The organism is Enterobacter sp. C4G1 (genome assembly GCF_052886895.1).
This window is the reverse complement of the sequence record NZ_JBQVVV010000002.1, coordinates 648,031-667,587: the sequence shown is the minus strand read 5'-3', so window position 1 is coordinate 667,587 and position 19,557 is coordinate 648,031. Positions and strand designations below refer to the sequence as shown.

The window sequence follows — 19,557 nt, the reverse complement described above, 5'->3', positions numbered from 1 at the left end:
CGCTCATTCGTCTACCTCATCTCAAGCCATAATCAGTTACTGTAATGAGGAAAAAACAATGAGAGATTTTGATATGCACGCAAGAGGCCATGGGCGCGGTTTTGGTCGTCATCGTATGGGTAAAGCCCTGGTGATTGGCGCATTGTTGTTTGTAGTGCTTGGCCTGCTGGTGATGTCCCTGTGGAACGCGCTTCTGCCTGCCATTCTGGGCGTTAAAGTCATTGGATTCTGGCAGGCGCTGGGATTACTGGTTCTGTGCCGTATTCTGTTTGGTGGCCTTGGTTTCCGCCCGGGGATGTTTGGTGCGCATCGCCGTATGCACGAGCGCTGGATGAACATGACGCCTGAGCAGCGTGAAGCCTTTATCCAGCAACGGCGCGAAGGTTTTGGACGCCACGGTCATTGCGGCTGGCGCGGTCATCGTGAAGATAAACGGGATGACAGTGCGGCAAAATCGCCGGACGCAGAGTGAGTGAGATGAAAACCGGGATGGCAGGCGGATCATTGCTGGTGTCGGCGCTCAATGCCTGTCGTGCACGGTTGAAAGCCTTTATTCGCGGGCGGACTAGCGTACGCGAGGATGCCGACGATATTGTCCAGGAAGTGACTTACCAGCTGCTAAACGTTGAGCAGCCGGTCGAGAATGTCGCCGCGTGGTTGTTTCGCGCGGCGCGTAATGAAATGACCGACCGGGCGCGCAAGAAACGGGAATCACCGCTTTCAGGCTATTTTACGGCAGATGATGACGGGGAATTCGCTGAAGATGAGATTGCAGAAACACTCTTTGGTGTGCCGAACACCCCGGAAGAGGAGTACCTGAAAACGCTGTTGTGGGAAGAACTCGGGCAGGCATTGTCCGAACTGCCGTCGCTTCAGCGAGAGGTATTCGAGAAAACAGAACTTCAGGGCTATAGCATGAAAGCGCTGGCGGATGAGTCGGGTGTCAGTGTGCAGACGCTTTTATCCCGCAAACATAAAGCTGTGCTGTATCTACGTACCCGTTTGCGGGATATTTATGATGCCCTGACAGGGGAGTGAGGTCGTGGGAATAAGGGGCTGTCGGGTATGACGATGCCGGTGTTTTCAGGATCATTATTCGTTGTTTAATCCGTTCAGAGGTTAAGGTTTCGTTAATTAATAGGCGCAATACTGATAAGGTTAATCCCTGACAGAAGGGCTGAATGATGAACGAACAATTACGAAATGCACTTCCGCACCAGGACACTCCCTTTTTCCGGATGCTGCATATTATCGTGGCCGTATTGGTCCTGTTGCAGATAGTTAACTCGAACCTTACAGAGCGCGAGGCACTAAGTAGTTTATCGCTGACTGGCATCGTCACATGGTTCCATATTATATCTGGCCTGGCACTGATTGTTCTTGGCGTTATCATGCTTGGCTGGATGTTGAAACAGCGAGGATTTCGTTACTATTTTGCCTGGCTTGCCCTTGATTTTAAGGGGGTAATTGAAGACATCAAAGTGCTTTTCTCATTCCGTCTTCCTGACGCTCATGCCGGCGGAATTGCGGCATTAATCCAGGGGCTTGGCGTGCTGTCACTACTGGGCGTTGCCATGTGTGGTGGGCTCTGGTTTGTACTTAATACCCTTTACGGGCCATCATCAGCGCTGACAGAAAGCATGCTGCATTTTCATAAATTTTTGACGGTATTTATTGAGGCTTATTTCTGGGCGCATGGTGCGATGGGGCTGATTCATATATTCCTTATCGTTCGTAGCCAAAGGAAAAATTCCGTTAACGGGTAAAGCCCGTCATTAAATTCCGTTCAATTTCAATCTCACACTTCCATTACGGCGGGTTGATTCTGCCGCGCTTTTGCGGAACAGTACGCGCTGGATAACCCTAAGCTAAAGGGGTCTACGGCGGCCCCCGATAATGCCGGAGATGAGAATGAAGAAATTACTGTTACTTTCAGTGCTGGCGCTGTCCGGTCTGGCACACGCAACAGAAGCCGTTCCTGACGTGGTGAAGAACTTCAGTGAGCAGCAGGGTATTAAAATTATAAAGAAAATTGATGCCCCTGGTGGGGCGTCTGGCTGGCTGGGGCAATATCAGGACATGGGCGTCACGCTTTTTTTGACCCCAGACGGCAAGCATGTGATCTCTGGTTATCTTTATGATGATAAAGGTAAAAACCTGAGCGAAGAGTACTTCCAGAAGGAAATCTACATTCCGCTGGGCAAAGAGATGTGGAAAACGCTCAATGCGGCGCATCCGCTGAAAGAGGGTGCGGATACCGCCCCGCGTAAGGTGTTCGTCTTTGCCGATCCATTCTGTCCGTATTGCAAGACGTTCTGGTCTGAGGCTCAGCCCTGGGTGAAAGCGGGCAAGGTCCAGCTGAATACGCTGCTGGTGGCGTTTCTCAATCCGAACAGTGGGCGTAATGCCTCCGCCATTCTCAATGCGGAAGACCCTGTCAGCGCCTGGCGGGACTATGAGCTTTCCGGCGGTAAAACGCTGCCGAAAACACAAGGCGATACCTCGCACGCAACCTTTAACATCCTGCAACAGCATCAGAAGATCATGGATTCGCTGGGGGCCAATGCCACGCCAGCTATTTATTATCTGAATGCTAAAAACGAACTTCAGCAGGTGGTCGGCATGCCAGACGAAAAACAGCTGCTGGAGATGTTTGGACCAAAACCACAGTGACGGCCTTAATCCAGAAGCCCGTCTTGTGCAGCTCTGACCAGAATGTCGACAACATGACGTATTTTTGGCAGCAGATGACGGCTTTTAGGCCATAATGCGCTGATGGGCATTTCACCACCGGAATGCGCCGTCAGCACTTCTCTTAAAGCACCACTTTCGATATGTTTTCTGACCAGCCACAGTGGTAACTGGGATAACCCACAGCCGGAAAGCGTGGCGGCTAGCATGGCATCGCCATCGGAAAATTCGAACGTTGCGGGTGGTGTTACCCGGGTGATGTGGCCATCAGGGCCTTTGAGTCGCCAGGAGAGTGGCTGATTGCGACGAAACCCAACCACGCAGCGATGTCGATGCAACTCGTCAGGAGATGCAGGTTCCCCCTGTTCATGCAGATACTCTGGCGAAGCGCAGATCGCCAGCTTTTGCGTGGTTAACGTCCGTGCAACCAGGCCGCTGCTGTCTGTTAATTCCCCAATGCGGATAACCAGGTCAATGCCTTCTTCAATAGGGTCAACAAATCTGTCGCTGAAGGTCACCGTTAGCGTAAGTTCGGGGTAACGTTGAGTGATGGGCAGCAACAGAGGCAAAATACGTTGCCGGCCAAACGCGGCCGGTAAATCCAGCCGGAGCCTGCCTGAAGGGCTGCGGATATGAGATGTTAATTCCGATTCTGCCTGGTCCAGAATGTCGATTGCGCTCTGGCAGCTTGCCAAAAATCGCTCACCGTCTGGGGTCAGGCTCAGCCGCCGCGTTGAACGTTGAAACAGCGTCACGCTAAGTCTCGCTTCAAGACGGCTCACGCTCTTCCCAACGGCTGACTTCGTTAAGCCCAGTTGTTCTGCCGCAGCGGTAAAGCTGCCCTGATGTGCTGTTATGACGAACGCGGTGATGCCGCCCAGATGGTCTGTCTTGCGCATTCTGTGAACGCCTTTATTGTTGAATCTATGTCTACACAGTAACAACGGAAAGGCTGTTTATCACGTTATTAAAAACAATCATAGTATTCGCCGATTCGATAAACAGCCAGAGAGGGCGCTATGTCGTCAGAACAAGGTTTTAAACATGTTGGTTTTCTTACCCGCAAAAAAGGGCAAAGTTTCGAGGCGTTTGTAGCGCACTGGAATGATGTACATACCGAAATTGCGCTACGTCTGCCGGGGCTGAGAGGGTATGTGCTGAACCCCATAGACCGTGAAAAATACCCTGATTCACCCGTCGATGGATTTTCTGAACTGTGGTTTGACTCGATTGAAGACGCGAAAGCCGCATTCAGCTCACCTGTGGGCCAGGAAGCATACAAGGATGTGCCAAACTTCGTGGAACATGCCGCGATCACCTATATCACTGAGATAAGGAAGCGCTAAGAAACAGGCAGAAACACCCAGTTTCTGCCTGATGGATTAACTTCCCCAGCGGGTCCTGAGGTAGCTGACCGCGTCCTGAGTTTGAGGCTGATTAAGGTAATCTTCCCGGAAAAGGATCGTGCCGCTGACGTTAGGCAGAGATTCGTTCAAATCGAGCTGTTTTTTTAGCTCCGGTACACCGCCATTTACCGTCCAGTCCGGTTCATTTTTAGACGGCTCGCCCACTTTATAGAACGCAATACCAATATACAGGCGCGTATGGGTGGGTTTTACCACCTCTGCCCACCACTTCGTCAGCACGTCATAACGTGCCGCGCTGCGGGAGAACGGCCAGTAAATCTGTGGTGCGATGTAATCCAGCAAACCTTGCTGTACCCAAAGACGGGTGTCAGCGTAAGACTCATCATAAGCGGCGGCTCCACGTGTGTCTGAACCCGCAGGATCGAACGAGCGGTTACGCCACACCCCGGCAGGGCTAACGCCAAACGCAACATCAGGTTTCTGCTGCTTGATCGCTTTAGACACCTGCGCAATTAGCTGCTGCGTATTGTGCCTGCGCCAGTCTGCTCTGGAAGCAAAACCCTGGCCGTATTGCCGGAAGGTCTGGCTGTCATTCAGGGCGGAACCTGGTGTTTCGGTGTAGAAATAGTCATCAAATTGCACGCCGTCTATCGCGTAGTTGGCGACAACTTCAGTCACCACCGCAGTTATCCAGTCGCGCACTGCCGGGATGCCCGGGTCGAGCACAAGGCGATCGCCTGCAGTTCGGATCCAGTCAGGATGCTGTACAAACACGCTGGCGGGGCTTTGCGATGCGGTTCTGTTAAGCGCAGCGACGGTAGACAGTTTTGTGTTGGTGGATACCCGATACGGGTTAAACCAGGCGTGGACTTTCATCCCGCGTTTATGCGCTTCATCGAGCATAAATTGCAGCGGATCGTATCCTGGGTATTCGCCAATATTGCCGGTCATCATATCGGACCAGGGGAGGATTTTTGATGACCAAAGCGCGGTGCTGTCGGGTTTAACCTGGAAAAACACGGTGTTGATACCGAGGCTTTTCAGCTTATCCAGCTTGTCTTTAAGCGCCTGCTTTTGCATATCAATGCGTCGGTCTGCGCTGCTGACATTAACCGATGCTACCGGCGGCCAGTCCAGTCGCGAAACGGTGGCCAGCCAGATGCCGCGCATCGGTTCGTTTGCCTGCTGACCCGGTTTACTCACCGGAGGAAGGGGAGTAACGAGTGATTTTGGTGGTTTAGAGGAGCAACTAACAAGTAAAAGTGCGCAGCCAACAAGCGCACCTATCCGTTTTACGTGTAGCGACATTTACGTTTTAGCTCTTAGTAATCCGACTATTTGCCCAAGGGTTAACGGCGAGAACATCCGGTTCTTCGGTGGCATCATCACTGAGAGAATCGAGATACAGGGCTTCAACTTCTGCGCGCGCCCAGGGCGTTCTTCGTAGAAATTTTAAACTCGATTTGACACTTGGATCGTTTTTAAAACAGTTGATGTTGATGATTTTGCCCAACTCACTCCAGCCATAGCGGGCAACCAGCGCATTGACTTGCATTTCCAGCGTTATGCCGTGCAAAGGATCTTTCGAAGTGTGTGCTGTCATGTTGTCTCATATATACGGGGAGGGGGGAACGATAAAAGGGTACAAGAAAGCAGAGAAAGCGGCAATGAAATGGCGTATTTCACCGACAGAAATAAGGTAGCCGCCGGAGGCTAGACCCTCCGGCGGAAAGATGCGTTACTCAACATCCTCAGTAATACGTTTACCGGTGAAACGGCGTCGTACCACCACGAAGAAGACCGGTACAAAATAGATAGCCAGCAGCGTTGCTGCGACCATCCCACCAATGACGCCAGTACCGACCGCGTTCTGCGCACCCGACCCGGCACCACGCCCTAATGCCAGTGGTAACACTCCCAGAATAAAGGCCAGTGAGGTCATAAGAATAGGCCGCAGGCGCATATGTGCCGCTTCGAGAGTTGCGTCAATCAATCCTTTGCCTTCTTTCATCATCAGGTCGTTGGCAAATTCAACGATCAGGATGGCGTTTTTAGCTGATAGTCCAATGGTCGTCAACAGACCGACAACGAAGTAAACATCATTGTTTAGCCCGCGTAGCGTCGTCGCCAGCAAAGCGCCAAAGACACCTAGCGGAACGACCAGCATAACCGCGAAGGGTATTGACCAGCTTTCATACAGCGCTGCCAGACACAGAAAGACGATAATCAGTGACAGCGCATATAGTGCCGGAGCCTGCTCTCCGCTGAGGCGTTCCTGATAAGACATTCCGGTCCAGTCATGACCAATGCCTTTAGGCAATCTGGATGCCAGTTGCTCCATAAGCGCCATCGCTTCACCTGAACTTCGCCCTGGTGCTGGTTGCCCAAGAATTTCGAGGGATGACAAACCGTTATAACGTTCAAGACGCGGTGAGCCATAAACCCACTGTGCATCAGCAAAACTGGCAAAGGGAACCATCTTGCCGTTGCTTGCGCGGACATACCAGTTGTTCAGATCGTCAGGCATCATGCGCCATGCTGCGTCACTCATCACATAGACTTTTTTAACCCTGCCACGATCCATAAAATCATTCACGTAACTCCCCGCCCAGGCGGTGCTGAGGGTAGTATTGATATCGTCCAGCGATACCCCCAGAGCTGACGCTTTATGCTGATCAATATTTACCCGATATTGTGGTGTATCTTCCAGTCCGTTTGGTCGCACGGCCATCAATACATCAGGGTGCTGCTGAGCCATCTGAAGCAGCATATTTCGCGCTTCCATTAACTTTTCATGTCCGACCCCGGCCTGGTCCGTCAGCTCAAAGTCAAAGCCGGTTGCGTTACCCAGTGCAATAATCGGGGGCAGGTTGAACGCGGCGATCTGGGCATCAATTAGCTTTGAAAAGGCCTGATTAGCTCTTGCCGCAATTGCGTCAACGCTGTTTTCACTTCCCTCACGATTAGACCAGTCTTTCAGGCCGATAAAGGCGATACCGATATTCTGCCCACGACCGGCAAAACCAAAGCCGTTTACAGTCAGTACATTGGCAACGTTTTGTTTTTCCTCATTCAAATACCAGTCATTGATCTGATCCAAAATAAGCTGGGAGCGTTCCTGCGTGGCACCTGCGGGCAGAACAGCCTGTGTTGCCAGGACACCCTGATCTTCAGAAGGAAGAAAGGCCGTTGGCAGACGAGCAAACAAGAAGGCCAGGCCCAGGACAATAACGCCGTAGACGATCAAGTAGCGACCTGTACTGTTCAGCATCCGTGCGATAGCGCGAGAATAATGCGAACTACTGTCCTCGAAGCGGCGGTTAAACCAGCCAAACAATCCGCGCTCTTTTGTGTGCTCGCCGGGTTTAACCGGTTTCAAAAGGGTGGCACAGAGTGCGGGTGTCAGGGTCAGGGCAACCAGTACCGACAGAACCATCGCTGAGACAATGGTGATGGAAAACTGTCTGTAGATAACCCCCGTACTGCCACCGAAAAAGGCCATGGGAACAAAGACTGCCGACAGCACCAGTGCTATCCCGACGAGAGCACCCTGGATCTGTTCCATGGATTTTCGTGTTGCCGCGCGGGGCTTGAGTCCCTCTTCAGCCATCACTCGCTCTACGTTTTCCACCACGACAATTGCGTCATCAACCAGTAAACCAATGGCTAACACCATTCCAAACATTGTCAGGGTGTTAATGGAGTAACCCAGCGCACTGAGGATCCCAAACGTACCCAGCAGAACCACCGGCACGGCAATTGTGGGTATCAACGTCGCCCGGAAGCTTTGCAGGAAGAGATACATGACCAGGAAGACGAGAATAATCGCCTCAAAAAGTGTTTTCACCACTTCATGGATCGAGATGCTGATAAACGGCGTCGTATCATAGGGATAAACAACTTTCAGGCCTTCCGGGTAATAAGGTTCCAGTTCTTTCAGTTTGGCACGAATGGCTTTGGCGGTATCCATCGCATTGGCGCCGCTCGCGAGCTGGATCCCAAGTGCTGATGCTGGCTTACCGTTAATTTTCACCACGAACTGATAGTTTTCGCCTCCGCGTTCAATCTTCGCGACATCGCGTAATTTAACCTGCGATCCATCGTTGTTGACCTTCAGTAAAATATCCCCGAACGCCTCAGGAGAGGAGAGTCGAGTCTGGGCGATTATCGACGCATTGAGTTGCTGGCCCTTAACCGCAGGGGCACCACCTAACTGTCCGGCCGCGATTTGCGCATTCTGCACCTTAATTACATTGGTCACATCAACAGGAGTAAGCTGATAATTATTAAGCTTATTCGGATCAAGCCAGACACGCATGGCATACTGTGAGCCAAACAATGTGGTATCACCTACACCCTCAATACGGCTGATGGGGTCTTTAATTGTGGAGGCCACAAAATCAGCAATGTCTTCCATACTCATGCGCCCGCTTTCGTCTACAAACCCGGGGACAAGGAAAAACGTGCTGGATGATTTCATCACTGTGATCCCTTGTTGCTGCACTTCCTGAGGCAGCAACGGGGTGGCAACTTGCAATTTGTTCTGAACCTGGACCTGGGCGATATCCGGGTCTGTACCATTTTTAAAGGATAAGGTCAGCTGTAGCGTTCCTGAGGAATCACTGGTGGAGGACATATACATCAGGCCATCAAGACCCGTCATATTCTGTTCAATGACCTGGGTTACGCTATTCTGAAGCGTGGTGGCATCCGCACCCGGGTAATTCACCCGGATCTGCACTGCCGTTGGGGCGACATCAGGATATTGTTCTACGGGTAATCCCAGGATCGCAATGCCCCCGGCAATCATCACAATGATTGCCAGCACCCAGGCGAAAATAGGGCGGTTAATAAAAAATTTAGACATCAGAATGATTCCTGAGAAGACGAACCTGAGGAGATAGCACGCTCATGTGGCGTCACGGTTTCTCCCTCTTTAACGCGCTGGCTACCGGAGACAATGACGCGTTCACCTGCTTCTAAACCGCGGGTGACCTGCCAGCGGTCACCTATGGTTTGAGATACGACCACTGTGCGGCGTTGAACCCTATTTTCGTGGTCGACGACGAGAGCAATCGCATCGCCACGCGGTGTGCGGGAAATGGCCTGCTGAGCAATTAACAGTGCGTTGGGGGTGGTACCTTCATCAAGCTGCGCGCGGACAAACATTCCGGGTAACAGTTGATGTTCCGGGTTAGGAATAATGGCGCGTAACGTGATGGCGCCCGTTGTCTGATCGACGGTGACATCCGAGAACGCCAGCATTCCGCTTAAAGGGTACGGCGTACCGTTTTGCATGAGTAAATGAACCAGGACTTTACCGTTTGCCTGCTTAATCTGGCCATTTGCCAGCGCCTGTTGCAGACGCAAAAAATCTTCGCTGGGCTGGGGGATGTCGACATAAATCGGATCTAACTGCTGTACCGTCGCTAACGCGGTTGCTTGTCCGTTCTGAACAAGAGCCCCTTCAGTTATGCTCGACAGACCAATTTGGCCATCCACAGGCGATGTAACAATGCTGTGTTTAAGGTCTATTTCAGCAGAGCGAAGTGACGCACGGGCAGCTTCAATCGCTGCATGGGATTGCTGAGCGGTAGCCTGAGCCTGATCGAGATCCTGACGACTGACATAATTTTTGCCGCTCAATGCGCGATAGCGAGAGAGCGTAGCCTGGGCGAGTTGTGACTGTGCTGTAGCCTGGTTAACAGCCGCTCTGGCGTTATCCACCGCTGCGCGAAATACCGCGGGGTCGATATGATAAAGCGGCTGACCCGCCCTGATGTCACTTCCCTCTGTAAAATCCCTGGACAACACAATGCCTGACACCTGCGGGCGAATTTCCGCAATGCGTGAGGCCACCGTACGGGCAGGAAGATCGCGTGTCATGGAGAGAGGAGCGGACTTTAGGGTTTCGACAACCACTTCCGGATTCTCATCTTTGCCGGAAGAGGAAACAGCATTATTATCGCACCCAGCTAGCCCCGTAGATAAAGCACAAATGCATAGCATAGCCAGAGGCGTATAAGCCACCGAACTTTTCATAAATGTTGACTCTTATTATTAGTACAGTATTAGTAATACCTTTCGGCATACAAACGGCGATACTTTTGCGGTGGGATTCGGTATTTTCTGGAGAATGATCGGGTAAATGATTGTTGCGAATCAAAACCATAGCGAAAACTAATATCAAGGATCTTATCACGACTTTTAACAAGATCGTTTGCAGCTAACGTCAGTTTTCTGTCCCTGATATATGCGGCAATGTTTTCGCCCTTCATTTGAACGAAGACGCGCTGAAGATGCCATTTTGAATATCCAGCGCGCGCCGCAACATCTTCGATGCTTAATGGTTGGTGAATGTTATCATCTATCCATTGTGTAATTTCAGATATTAAATCATCCAGTCTAATCATTTACAGTCTCATTTGTTAAATCAACTAAAACACTCAGTAAAATGATTGCCACTGGAGAGTGGGTTTCTAAATTATTTGTAGATATCTGCTACGCCATGCATTTTATTGGCACCTGAAGTGGAAATAACTTTGAAATACGTTGCACCTTGTTTATCTGCCTGAGCAGAAAGTCTGGCAACCAGCTCGTCAAGTGTTGTTGCACCGCCAGCTGAAACAACACCAATTTTTACTTTTCCGGCATCGCTGTTCACTATTTGTGCAGAGAGGGCACTGCTTGCGGTAAAGAGCGCACAAAGAGCGGACAAAGTGATAATAATGGATTTCATCTGTAACCTCGGAAGTCTATCTAAGAAAATATTACGGAACGGGAACATAGTAACGATTTCCGTTAACGTGATTAAGACACTCTCGTTACTAACACTTATGAATTTTTAGCATTAATCAGCACTTGAAAAATCTATTATTTAACCATTTATGCGATTCTTATCACAAAATGTGCTTTTATTGATTAATTAAAAATATAAGTTGGTACGGGAGATAACCGATGATTGCGAGGGGTTGGAAAAGCGTTATATGCCCCTGGTCAGGATGCCAGGAGAGGTAACTGTGAGCAAAAATGCCATAATGTGGAGTCTGGTCATTTGCCAGGGGCAGAATATCTTCTGCTCCTGGTTTTCATTTCGTTATACCAGAGTCATTTCGGTTATTGGTGCAGCAGGTAATACGTAGACACGCATCATCCAGCCTTGTGTCATCTATTTATCCACCCCAAATCCCTGTTTGAGCAGCGAAGGCAGCACGTCCGGGAAATAAACGTGCTGGTAATAACCGCTCACGCTTTCACTCCATGTTTCACCGTCGGTGCGATTAATGGCCTGCCAGTGATCGGTCATCTGCTGGTTGTAGCGGGCGATTTTCTCTTCCAGCCCATCAGTGGCATAGGTTTCGTCATGGCGAAACGTCTCCAGCGGAAGACGCGGTTTATGATGTGACGGAACATCGACGTGTCCAATCACCACACCAGCAACCGGGAAAGTGTGCTCCGGCAGTTCGAGCAGATCAATTAGCGCCTGAGGATGCAGGCGGATACCGCCAATCGGCACGATCCCCAGGCCTTCAGAACGTGCTGCTGCCATTACCGAACCCAACGCTATACCCACGTCGGTCGCTCCGGCAACAAGGCTCTCGATACTTTGATGGGCTACTTGCTCCTTGCCAGCCAGGTTCATGCCAACTTCGGTTTTATGCATATCCAGCACGAAGGTGACGAATACCGGTGCTTTGGCAATCCACGGCTGGCCGCCCGCAATACGGGAGATCTCTGCACGTTTCTGTGCATCGCGTGTGACGATCGCTGAAACCTGCTGGGAATGGACTGAGGTAGGGGCGTTCCAGGCGGTGCTAATAATACGGTCGAGCGTGGCGTCATCGATGGCTTTATCGGTAAAACTACGTTCGCTCTTATGGTCGTTAAACAGGTCAATAATGGTGTTCATACATTCTCCGGTGTTAATCGCAAAATCCTAACAGCCCTCCGCCGTTTTTCATTTAACACTCTTTGCGGAATGCAGGCGTAAAGTACTGGCGCACATTGGCCACGATGATCCCGGCCATCGGGGATTGATAGCCGGGGTGGTGGTTAACTCAGCTGCGAAACAAGGGCTTTGGCGACACCTTCGGAGCTGGCCGGGTTCTGCCCGGTGATCAGTTTGCCGTCTTCGACAATAAACGGTGCCCAGTTCGGGCCTTTCTGGTAGTGCGCACCCAGTGCGATAAAGGCATCTTCAATCAGGAAAGGCACAACATCGGTCAGCTCTACATCGGCCTCTTCGCCGTTGGTAAAGCCCGTCACCTGTCGGCCTTTGATCAGCGGCTCGCCAGAAGCGGCTTTCACATGACGCAGCACCCCCGGTGCGTGGCAGACGAAGCCCGTTGGTTTACCGGCGCGGGTGAAGGCTTCAATAAGTGCAATGGAAGTCTTCGACTCAGCCAGATCCCACAGTGGGCCGTGGCCGCCCGGATAGAACACGGTGTCAAAATCCTCCTGTCGAACGGTGTCGAGTTTCACTGTGTTGGCAAGTTCATGCTGCGCTGCCAGGTCGGCTTTGAAACGATGCGTCAGTTCGGTCTGAAAATCGGCTAAATCACTTTTCGGATCCAGCGGTGGCTGCCCACCGGCCGGAGAGGCCAGCACGATATCGGCGCCAGCATCTTTGAACACGTAATACGGGGCGGCAAACTCTTCAAGCCAGAAGCCGGTTTTCTTACCGGTGTTACCCAGTTCACTGTGAGAGGTCAGAACCATTAATACTTTCATTGCTATCTCCCGATAATGTTGTAAGACAGGGGGCGAAATCAGTTTTGTAAAAATGCGAGGATATTAGCGGTTTTTGCCTGATAAGGGGCCCGCAGGCGCAGGTTAGAGGCGCCATCTTCGCTCTGTACCACGATCGGTTTCTGATGACTAAAACGCCTGAAACCGTGTATCCCGTGATACGCCCCCATCCCGGATGCCCCGACGCCACCAAATGGCAGGCTATCGATGGCGGCGTGCGTCATCACATCGTTAATCACTGCGGCACCGGATGTGGTGTTTGCTATAAAGGTAGCCTGGTTCACCTTATCGTTCCCGAAGTAGTACGCCGCCAGCGGACGCGGATGGGCATTGATCCAGGCCAGGGCGTCGTGACTTTCAGTGAAGGTTTTCACCGGCAGCAGCGGGCCGAAAATCTCTTCCTGCATGATGAGCATGGAGTCGTCCACATTCAGCACCAGGTGCGGGGCTATTTTGCGGGTTTCGGCATCGAAATCCGCTTCGCCCTCTGGTGCGAGGCTAATAACCGTCGCGCCTTTGGTTCGCGCATCTTCCAGCAACATCACCAGACGTGAAAAATGGCGCGGGCTGATGATCGCGGTGTAGTCAGGGTTCAGCCGCACCGTCGGGAAGCTGTCAGCCATAAACCCACGGGCCGCATCCACCAGGTCCTGCACTTTATCCTGCGGTACCAGCAGGTAATCAGGTGACAGACAGATCTGACCGGCGTTAAAGGTTTTAATGGTCAGCGTGCGGGTGATGGCCTGCGCCATATCGGCATCTTTATCAATAAACACTGGCGATTTCCCGCCCAGCTCAAGCGTGACAGGCACCAGGTTTTCTGCCGCTGCGCGCATCACATGTTTTCCGACGGCTGTGCTGCCGGTAAAGATCAGATGGTCAAATGGCAGGGCGCTGAAGGCCTGGCCAACATCAGCATCGCCCAGAACCACGAGCAGTTCGTCCGCGGCAAAATACTGTGGGACCAGATCGGCAATCAGCTGAGAGGTGTGAGGTGTCAGCTCAGAGGGCTTCAGCATGGCAGTGTTGCCCGCGGCAAATACTCCCGCCAGCGGCCCAAATGCGAGGTTAATCGGGAAGTTCCACGGAGAGATGATCCCCACAACGCCCAGCGACTGCTGTTCAATCCATGCCTGCATCCCCGGCCAGGGCGCGGCGATGTGTTCCGGTTTCATCCACTCGCTGACCTGTTCTGCGGCGTGACGCAGCATGGTGACGGTGGTTGCGACATCAACGGCCAGCGACTGATATTCACTGCGGTGACCGAAGTCGTCGTTGAGCGCGACCTTAATCGCCTGGTGGTTCTCGGTCAGCAATCTGGCGGCACGCATAAGGCGATCTTTCCGCTGGGCAGCGCTGGCTGGCCCAGCCTGTAAATGGCTGTTTTTCATTGTAGAGAGCTGCGCGTGCAGTTCGGCTTTGATGATAGTAGACATGGTAAATTCCGTGTTTCGTTGCGATGGGGGAAGCTTGACGGATCTTGTTTACCGGCGCTAACAACGCTATTTTGTCAGGGGTATAAATTTATTTATGGGCTGGATATGTCTCTGATTCGACTGAGAACATTTGTTGAGGTTTACCGTCAACGTTCAATAACCGGTGCTGCCAGAGCACTCAATTTGACGCAACCCGCCGTATCGCAACACATCGCCGGGCTGGAATCAGCGGTAGGGAAGACGTTATTTGAACGCCAGACTCACGGTGTGCTTCCCACCTCAGCAGCAGATGAGCTGGCGGCTGATATCGGTAATAAACTGGATGCAGCAGAGGCCGCACTTGCCACCGCGCGGGCGCGTTCATCCGGGGTTGCCGGCACGCTCCAGATAATCGGCCACGCTGATTTTATGGCTGAAAAACTCCCGGAAGGGCTGGTGCCGTTACTGGAGGCGGATGTCCGGGTGCGGATGCATTCCGGGGATGGTCCAATGGTCATTGATATGCTGCTTGAAGGCCACTGTGATCTGGGGATTTCGGCCCATCCGGTTACGGACAGCCGCCTGAAGAACGAGGTGATTTATACCGACAGTGTTCTGGCCGTGGCAAGCCCGGCGGTGGTTCACCGCGTGCAGCAGGCTGAATCGCTGGCTGATGCATTAAGCCGCGAACCGCTGCTGGCCTACAATCTGGAATTGTCCCTGATTGATAACTGGATGCAGAAGAATGGCATTACCGTACCCGACACGCTGCCCGCTGCGGTTGGCCAGGATCTGCGGGCGCTCAGAAGCCTGCTGACAAAGGGATTCGGCTGGACGGTAATGCCGCGATATCTGTGTGCAGACCAGCTGAATCGCAACGAGTTATTGGAATTTCCGGCGCCAGTGGGTAACACAACGATCAGTTACAGCCTGATATGGTTGCCAGCCTCAATGCGACAACCACGCGTGGCATATGCAAAACAGATCCTGATTGACCGCATTGGCGGAGCCGGGGGACTGGTGTAACGCGCAAACGCACTGCATTCAAAAACTCATCGCCAGGCCAATCCCGTAACCACTGGTGTCATGCCCAAACATGTAGCGTGCCACAAGTCGCGTGCGAGTGATAAAAACAGGGTACTGACTACTTACACTAGATTAAAGTGCTATTTATATATCTCCGCAACTCCGTGCAGTTTGTTATTCCCTGACGTAGACAGGATTTTGAAGGACGTAGCACCTTGCTCATCAGCCTTACGAGAAAGTGCATTTGATAAATCATCAAGCGTATAGGCATTGCTGGCTGAGACTACGCCAATTTTTTCTTTGGCATCAGCATGGTTAATTTCCTGAGCCGCAAATGCGGCATTCGCTGAAATGGATCCCATAACCAATGTTGCAATAAGCAGTGCTTTCATATCTGGTACCTCTTTTAAACGCTATCTTTGAAACCGGGCTTGTATCAGGAGGGTTTCCTCTGTCTGTATAATCAAATATACAGTTCCTAAGCTGTCATAAGACTGACCGCTATATGACAAAACTGTCAGGGTTTTAGATGTGCTAAGTTTTTTGAATACTGGTTTAGCTCATTAATAATGCACTCAGGCTCTTCACTGAGAGGCATATTGTCCAAATCTAAAATGGCATCATACTTTTGGGGATTGTCTGCCTGTAATTGTGCAAACAGAGGGGTAAGATCCTGCTGTGCTTCGCCTCGTATAGCCACCAGTTCGAACGTTTTATTTTTTGCCGCATCGTTGCTCAGGGCACTGACCAGAACCTGGGCGATTTGCTCGCGGGATATCACACCATCTTCCGGCGTTCCCGCATGGCGACGATCCCCCTGAAGCATAACGATTTTGTGCTCATCATCATTGTTGTAATCAAACCAGCCTGGCCTGACGATGGTATAGGGATGACCACTGGCCCTGACCACACGTTCGGCACGTCTTTTCCAGTCATGAACCTCAGTGCGTTGATTCCATGTGCTGAGCCGTTCAGTCACGCCAATCGTGGTCATTAAGGCGATACGAACAGGCGTATCCTTGAATATACGTAAAATATTACGCACACCGCCGTAATCTATCGCTCTGGCACCAATGCGCCCCTGACCATCGGAGCCAAGAGTGAAGATCACGGCATCAATATCTCTCGGCAAATCGGTGAGTGTTTCAGGCATTGAGACATCGCCGTAGAAAACATCGGTTCCACGAGGAAGTAATTTAACTTTGCGCTTATTTCTGACAAGGGCCACGGGATGATGACCCATTTCAATAGCGGTATTCACGACATGAAGACCAATACTTCCTGTCGCACCAGCAACGAGTATTTTCATGATAAACCTTCTGATACTTCAGACTAATTTTCGATAGCGTCAGAATATCAATTATCATTATTGTCAGTAATGGGGCTAAAATGATTGTGTCTATGAACGCCCTTCATGAGTGAGCGTTGAGGGGAATACATCCATAAGGAAATCGCCAATGCTCAAAGAAAACTTCAACGAACTTCAACTCTTTCTTGTGGTAGCAAGGGAGCGTAGTTTTACGAAAGCCGCGGGCAAACTTGGTGTTTCACAGTCAGCCCTCAGCCATGCGATCAAGGCACTGGAAGAGAGGCTGAAAATCCGCCTTCTGACCCGCACGACCCGAAGCGTTGCCCCAACAGAAGCGGGGGAGCGTATTATTGCCTGCCTTGAACCCCGGATCGCCGATCTTGAACAGGAACTGGAATCACTTGTTCAACTCAATGGCACTGCTTCCGGCAATATCCGTTTATCCGCCGGGGAGCATTCCGCGCGAAGTGTGGTATGGCCGAAGTTAAAACCCTTCCTCAGGGAATATCCGGAAATCAACGTTGAGCTGGTGGTTGATAACGGCTTTGTCGACATTGTTGAAGGGCGCTTTGACGCCGGGATCCGTTTGGGCGAAAGCGTGGATAAGGATATGGTTGCCGTAAGAATTGGGCCAGATATGCGAATGGCAGTGATTGGCGCACCGTCATATTTTGCAGCGAACCCCGTGCCTGAAACGCCTCACGATCTGCAAAATCATCGGTGCATCAATATGCGCCTGCCGACGGCTGGTGGACTTTACCACTGGGAGTTTGAGCGGGAAGGGAAGCCGTTACGGGTCAGAGTTGACGGGCAGGTAACGTTTAATATGCAGGCAGAAAGGATCGATGCCGCTTTATCCGGTTTTGGTATCGCTTGTATCCCTGAGGATAGGGTGCTGGAGTATATACAGTCAGGCGAGCTTATTCAGGTTCTCCAGGACTGGTGTCCCTCTTTCCCCGGATATTATCTTTACTACCCGAGCCGTAAGCAGCATCCGCCCGCTTTTGCGCTGATGATCGATGCGCTTCGCTACTCGGAATAACGGGTCCGCAACTTGCTGCGGACCCGCCCGGGTATTAGCGGCCTACGCGTGCCTGATGCTCAGGAGAGTAACGTTCGCCAACGATTTTAATCGTTTCAAGTGCCTGGGTTATCTGATGAGAATCATCCAGCGAAAGAATGATGTCGGCGGCGCACAGGTTTTCCTCCAGCCGGTGCAGTTTAGTGGTGCCAGGGATAGGAACAATCCATGGCTTTTGCGCCAGCAGCCATGCCAGCGCGATTTGCGCGGACGTCACGCCTTTCTGTGCAGCCAGTTCACCCAGCAACGAGACCAGCTTTTCATTGGCTTCTATCGCTTGTTCGGCGAAACGCGGCACGGTGCTGCGGTAATCATCTTTCCCAAAGGTCGTTCCTGGCTTAATTGAACCCGTCAGGAAGCCTTTACCTAATGGGCTGAAAGGTACAAAACCGATGCCCAGTTCCTCCAGCAATGGCAGGATCTCCTGTTCAGGCTCGCGCCACCACATAGAGTATTCGCTTTGCAGGGCTGTGACCGGTTGTACCGCATGTGCACGACGAATGGTTTGTGCACCCGCTTCAGACAGACCGAAATGCTTAACTTTGCCTTCAGTAATCAGGTCTTTCACTGTTCCCGCAACATCTTCAATGGGCACATCCGGGTCGACACGGTGTTGATACAGCAGATCAATGACATCAGTTTTAAGACGGCGAAGTGATCCTTCCACAGCCTCACGAATATGCTCCGGACGGCTGTTTAAAATCTGCTGCTTGTTGTCATCACCGAAGGTAAAACCAAACTTTGTGGCGATGACCACGCGGTCACGAAACGGTTTTAAGGCTTCGCCTACAACCTCTTCATTAAGAAAGGGGCCGTATACTTCTGCGGTATCGAAGAAGGTAACGCCACGTTCGACCGCAGCGCGAATGAGCTCGACAGCCTGACGGGTATCGGTCGCCGGGCCGTAGCCGTGGCTTAAGCCCATGCAGCCAAGCCCAAGAGCAGAGACTTCGAGCCCGGATTTACCCAGATAACGTTTTTGCATTGAATGACTACCTCTTTTAAATCGCGCCTTAAACATCAAGTTTGCGGCCAGTCAGCCATTCCACCATCGCCGGGTCGCGGTGAGAGAAGAAGGCGCTGGTTGCGGTATCGAGTGCGGTAATTTGCAGCATATCGTCATGACTGAGTTCAAAATCGAGAATGTTGATGTTCTCTTCCATGCGTTCTTTGCGCACAGATTTCGCCAGTGAAACAATGCCTCTCTGGAAGATCCAACGCAGTACAACCTGACCCACGCTTTTGCCGTACTTCTCACCAATAGCCATTAGCACGGGATGCTGGAACAGACCATTTTTGCCTTCCGCGAACGGTGCCCAGGCTTCCGGCTGAATGCCACGGCTTTGATTCCATGGAACCGCATGTAACTGCTGGTTGAAGGGGTTAACTTCAATCTGGTTTACCGCAGGGACAACGTTGTTGAAAGCGATAAGATCGGCCAGTCTGTCAGGTTGGAAGTTGCTGACACCAATCGCGCGAATTTTGCCCGCTTGTTGTAATTCTTCCATGGCACGCCATGCTCCATGAACATCACCGTAAGGCTGGTGAATCAGGTACAGGTCAACGTAATCCAGTTGCAGCCGATTAAGGGAGCGATCGAATTGTGCTTTGGCGCCTTCGTAATTCGTATCCTGCAACCACAGTTTGGTCGTGACAAAGAGCTCGTTACGGGCAATGCCGGTCTGTTTCAGTGCGTTCCCGACCTGGGTTTCATTCTGGTAAGACGCGGCGGTATCGATCAGGCGGTATCCCGTATCGATGGCATCAATAACGGCTCTTTCGCATTCAGCGGCATCAGACATTTGAAACACACCAAAGCCCAGCAGGGGCATTTCAATACCATTGTTCAGTTTTACAGTTTGCATAACGTTATCCTTCAGCTGTTGTGTAGGAAAAGCATAACGCAAAGAGATTTATTCG

Annotated in this window: 20 protein-coding genes and 1 pseudogene; 7 read left to right on the top strand and 14 right to left on the bottom strand. The window is 51.5% G+C overall.

Annotation, left to right across the window (positions count from 1 at the left end; all coding sequences use genetic code 11):
* Positions 1-58: 58 nt before the first annotated feature.
* The 4 genes from ACT9TW_RS17125 (at position 59) to dsbG (ending at position 2,673) form a co-directional block, all read left to right on the top strand.
* A complete protein-coding gene (locus ACT9TW_RS17125; protein WP_446493152.1) occupies positions 59-472 on the top strand; it encodes a hypothetical protein in 414 nt (137 codons plus the stop codon).
* A 5-nt stretch (positions 473-477) separates the two neighbouring features.
* Positions 478-1,038, top strand: coding sequence for an RNA polymerase sigma factor (locus ACT9TW_RS17120; protein ID WP_446493853.1), 561 nt, complete (start codon positions 478-480; stop codon positions 1,036-1,038).
* A gap of 146 nt (positions 1,039-1,184) precedes the next feature.
* Positions 1,185-1,766, top strand: a complete 582-nt coding sequence (locus ACT9TW_RS17115; RefSeq protein WP_182063579.1) for a cytochrome b/b6 domain-containing protein — start codon at positions 1,185-1,187, stop codon at positions 1,764-1,766.
* A gap of 145 nt (positions 1,767-1,911) precedes the next feature.
* Complete coding sequence (gene dsbG, locus ACT9TW_RS17110; protein WP_446493151.1) at positions 1,912-2,673, top strand: thiol:disulfide interchange protein DsbG; 762 nt, start codon at positions 1,912-1,914, stop codon at positions 2,671-2,673.
* Positions 2,674-2,678: 5 nt separating this feature from the next.
* Here dsbG and ACT9TW_RS17105 read toward each other — a convergent pair whose 3' ends face one another.
* On the bottom strand, positions 2,679-3,590 hold the full coding sequence (locus ACT9TW_RS17105; protein ID WP_446493150.1) for a LysR family transcriptional regulator: 912 nt from the start codon (positions 3,588-3,590) through the stop codon (positions 2,679-2,681).
* Between the two features lie 120 nt (positions 3,591-3,710).
* Between ACT9TW_RS17105 and ACT9TW_RS17100 the strand changes: the two genes are divergently transcribed.
* The gene (locus ACT9TW_RS17100) at positions 3,711-4,037 is read left to right on the top strand and encodes an EthD family reductase (RefSeq protein ID WP_446493149.1); all 327 of its coding nucleotides are present in this window, start codon (positions 3,711-3,713) and stop codon (positions 4,035-4,037) included.
* Between the two features lie 36 nt (positions 4,038-4,073).
* Here ACT9TW_RS17100 and ACT9TW_RS17095 read toward each other — a convergent pair whose 3' ends face one another.
* The 9 genes and pseudogenes from ACT9TW_RS17095 to ACT9TW_RS17055 all read right to left on the bottom strand — a co-directional run.
* Complete coding sequence (locus tag ACT9TW_RS17095; protein WP_446493148.1) at positions 4,074-5,366, bottom strand: glycoside hydrolase family 10 protein; 1,293 nt, start codon at positions 5,364-5,366, stop codon at positions 4,074-4,076.
* Positions 5,367-5,373: 7 nt separating this feature from the next.
* Complete coding sequence (locus tag ACT9TW_RS17090; protein ID WP_446493147.1) at positions 5,374-5,661, bottom strand: VF530 family protein; 288 nt, start codon at positions 5,659-5,661, stop codon at positions 5,374-5,376.
* Between the two features lie 135 nt (positions 5,662-5,796).
* Entirely contained in the window at positions 5,797-8,925 is a 3,129-nt protein-coding gene (locus ACT9TW_RS17085; protein WP_446493146.1) for an efflux RND transporter permease subunit, read from the bottom strand.
* Positions 8,925-10,100 (bottom strand): efflux RND transporter periplasmic adaptor subunit, encoded by a 1,176-nt coding sequence (locus tag ACT9TW_RS17080; protein WP_446493145.1) that lies wholly within the window; start codon positions 10,098-10,100, stop codon positions 8,925-8,927. Before ACT9TW_RS17080 ends, ACT9TW_RS17085 begins: the two co-directional genes overlap by 1 nt.
* Positions 10,101-10,129: 29 nt before the next feature.
* Positions 10,130-10,471 carry a helix-turn-helix domain-containing protein gene (locus tag ACT9TW_RS17075; protein ID WP_182061149.1) on the bottom strand — a complete coding sequence of 114 codons (342 nt, stop codon included), beginning with the start codon at positions 10,469-10,471 and terminating at the stop codon, positions 10,130-10,132.
* Positions 10,472-10,542: 71 nt separating this feature from the next.
* A complete protein-coding gene (locus ACT9TW_RS17070; protein ID WP_446493144.1) occupies positions 10,543-10,797 on the bottom strand; it encodes a DUF1471 domain-containing protein in 255 nt (84 codons plus the stop codon).
* 429 nt (positions 10,798-11,226) lie between these two features.
* Complete coding sequence (locus ACT9TW_RS17065) at positions 11,227-11,967, bottom strand: NADPH-dependent oxidoreductase (protein WP_182061147.1); 741 nt, start codon at positions 11,965-11,967, stop codon at positions 11,227-11,229.
* A gap of 143 nt (positions 11,968-12,110) precedes the next feature.
* Positions 12,111-12,788, bottom strand: a complete 678-nt coding sequence (locus ACT9TW_RS17060; RefSeq protein WP_182061146.1) for a type 1 glutamine amidotransferase domain-containing protein — start codon at positions 12,786-12,788, stop codon at positions 12,111-12,113.
* 38 nt (positions 12,789-12,826) lie between these two features.
* Positions 12,827-14,251, bottom strand: a pseudogene (locus ACT9TW_RS17055) (coniferyl aldehyde dehydrogenase); the annotation flags it as partial.
* 96 nt (positions 14,252-14,347) lie between these two features.
* Here ACT9TW_RS17055 and ACT9TW_RS17050 point away from each other — a divergent pair.
* Positions 14,348-15,247 carry a LysR family transcriptional regulator gene (locus ACT9TW_RS17050; RefSeq protein WP_182061144.1) on the top strand — a complete coding sequence of 300 codons (900 nt, stop codon included), beginning with the start codon at positions 14,348-14,350 and terminating at the stop codon, positions 15,245-15,247.
* 140 nt (positions 15,248-15,387) lie between these two features.
* On the opposite strand, the gene ACT9TW_RS17045 is transcribed toward ACT9TW_RS17050, so the two are convergent.
* Both ACT9TW_RS17045 and ACT9TW_RS17040 read right to left on the bottom strand, forming a co-directional pair.
* Complete coding sequence (locus ACT9TW_RS17045; protein WP_182061143.1) at positions 15,388-15,639, bottom strand: DUF1471 domain-containing protein; 252 nt, start codon at positions 15,637-15,639, stop codon at positions 15,388-15,390.
* Between the two features lie 125 nt (positions 15,640-15,764).
* Positions 15,765-16,556: an SDR family oxidoreductase gene (locus ACT9TW_RS17040; RefSeq protein ID WP_446493143.1), complete on the bottom strand. Its 792-nt coding sequence runs from the start codon at positions 16,554-16,556 to the stop codon at positions 15,765-15,767.
* Positions 16,557-16,704: 148 nt separating this feature from the next.
* Here ACT9TW_RS17040 and ACT9TW_RS17035 point away from each other — a divergent pair, with 148 nt between their 5' ends.
* Positions 16,705-17,598, top strand: a complete 894-nt coding sequence (locus tag ACT9TW_RS17035; RefSeq protein WP_182061141.1) for a LysR family transcriptional regulator — start codon at positions 16,705-16,707, stop codon at positions 17,596-17,598.
* 34 nt (positions 17,599-17,632) lie between these two features.
* On the opposite strand, the gene ACT9TW_RS17030 is transcribed toward ACT9TW_RS17035, so the two are convergent.
* Both ACT9TW_RS17030 and ACT9TW_RS17025 read right to left on the bottom strand, forming a co-directional pair.
* Positions 17,633-18,622: an aldo/keto reductase gene (locus tag ACT9TW_RS17030; RefSeq protein WP_182061140.1), complete on the bottom strand. Its 990-nt coding sequence runs from the start codon at positions 18,620-18,622 to the stop codon at positions 17,633-17,635.
* Positions 18,623-18,650: 28 nt separating this feature from the next.
* Complete coding sequence (locus ACT9TW_RS17025) at positions 18,651-19,502, bottom strand: aldo/keto reductase (RefSeq protein WP_446493142.1); 852 nt, start codon at positions 19,500-19,502, stop codon at positions 18,651-18,653.
* Between the last annotated feature and the right edge of the window lie 55 nt (positions 19,503-19,557).

Bases quoted from the DNA above. Each gene is read 5' to 3' on its own strand.
- ACT9TW_RS17125 (WP_446493152.1), top strand. From the start codon at position 59: ATGAGAGATTTTGATATGCACGCAAGAGGCCATGGGCGCGGTTTTGGT.
- ACT9TW_RS17120 (WP_446493853.1), top strand. From the start codon at position 478: ATGAAAACCGGGATGGCAGGCGGATCATTGCTGGTGTCGGCGCTCAAT.
- ACT9TW_RS17115 (WP_182063579.1), top strand. From the start codon at position 1,185: ATGAACGAACAATTACGAAATGCACTTCCGCACCAGGACACTCCCTTT.
- dsbG (WP_446493151.1), top strand. From the start codon at position 1,912: ATGAAGAAATTACTGTTACTTTCAGTGCTGGCGCTGTCCGGTCTGGCA.
- ACT9TW_RS17105 (WP_446493150.1), bottom strand. From the start codon at position 3,590: ATGCGCAAGACAGACCATCTGGGCGGCATCACCGCGTTCGTCATAACA.
- ACT9TW_RS17100 (WP_446493149.1), top strand. From the start codon at position 3,711: ATGTCGTCAGAACAAGGTTTTAAACATGTTGGTTTTCTTACCCGCAAA.
- ACT9TW_RS17095 (WP_446493148.1), bottom strand. From the start codon at position 5,366: ATGTCGCTACACGTAAAACGGATAGGTGCGCTTGTTGGCTGCGCACTT.
- ACT9TW_RS17090 (WP_446493147.1), bottom strand. From the start codon at position 5,661: ATGACAGCACACACTTCGAAAGATCCTTTGCACGGCATAACGCTGGAA.
- ACT9TW_RS17085 (WP_446493146.1), bottom strand. From the start codon at position 8,925: ATGTCTAAATTTTTTATTAACCGCCCTATTTTCGCCTGGGTGCTGGCA.
- ACT9TW_RS17080 (WP_446493145.1), bottom strand. From the start codon at position 10,100: ATGAAAAGTTCGGTGGCTTATACGCCTCTGGCTATGCTATGCATTTGT.
- ACT9TW_RS17075 (WP_182061149.1), bottom strand. From the start codon at position 10,471: ATGATTAGACTGGATGATTTAATATCTGAAATTACACAATGGATAGAT.
- ACT9TW_RS17070 (WP_446493144.1), bottom strand. From the start codon at position 10,797: ATGAAATCCATTATTATCACTTTGTCCGCTCTTTGTGCGCTCTTTACC.
- ACT9TW_RS17065 (WP_182061147.1), bottom strand. From the start codon at position 11,967: ATGAACACCATTATTGACCTGTTTAACGACCATAAGAGCGAACGTAGT.
- ACT9TW_RS17060 (WP_182061146.1), bottom strand. From the start codon at position 12,788: ATGAAAGTATTAATGGTTCTGACCTCTCACAGTGAACTGGGTAACACC.
- ACT9TW_RS17050 (WP_182061144.1), top strand. From the start codon at position 14,348: ATGTCTCTGATTCGACTGAGAACATTTGTTGAGGTTTACCGTCAACGT.
- ACT9TW_RS17045 (WP_182061143.1), bottom strand. From the start codon at position 15,639: ATGAAAGCACTGCTTATTGCAACATTGGTTATGGGATCCATTTCAGCG.
- ACT9TW_RS17040 (WP_446493143.1), bottom strand. From the start codon at position 16,556: ATGAAAATACTCGTTGCTGGTGCGACAGGAAGTATTGGTCTTCATGTC.
- ACT9TW_RS17035 (WP_182061141.1), top strand. From the start codon at position 16,705: ATGCTCAAAGAAAACTTCAACGAACTTCAACTCTTTCTTGTGGTAGCA.
- ACT9TW_RS17030 (WP_182061140.1), bottom strand. From the start codon at position 18,622: ATGCAAAAACGTTATCTGGGTAAATCCGGGCTCGAAGTCTCTGCTCTT.
- ACT9TW_RS17025 (WP_446493142.1), bottom strand. From the start codon at position 19,502: ATGCAAACTGTAAAACTGAACAATGGTATTGAAATGCCCCTGCTGGGC.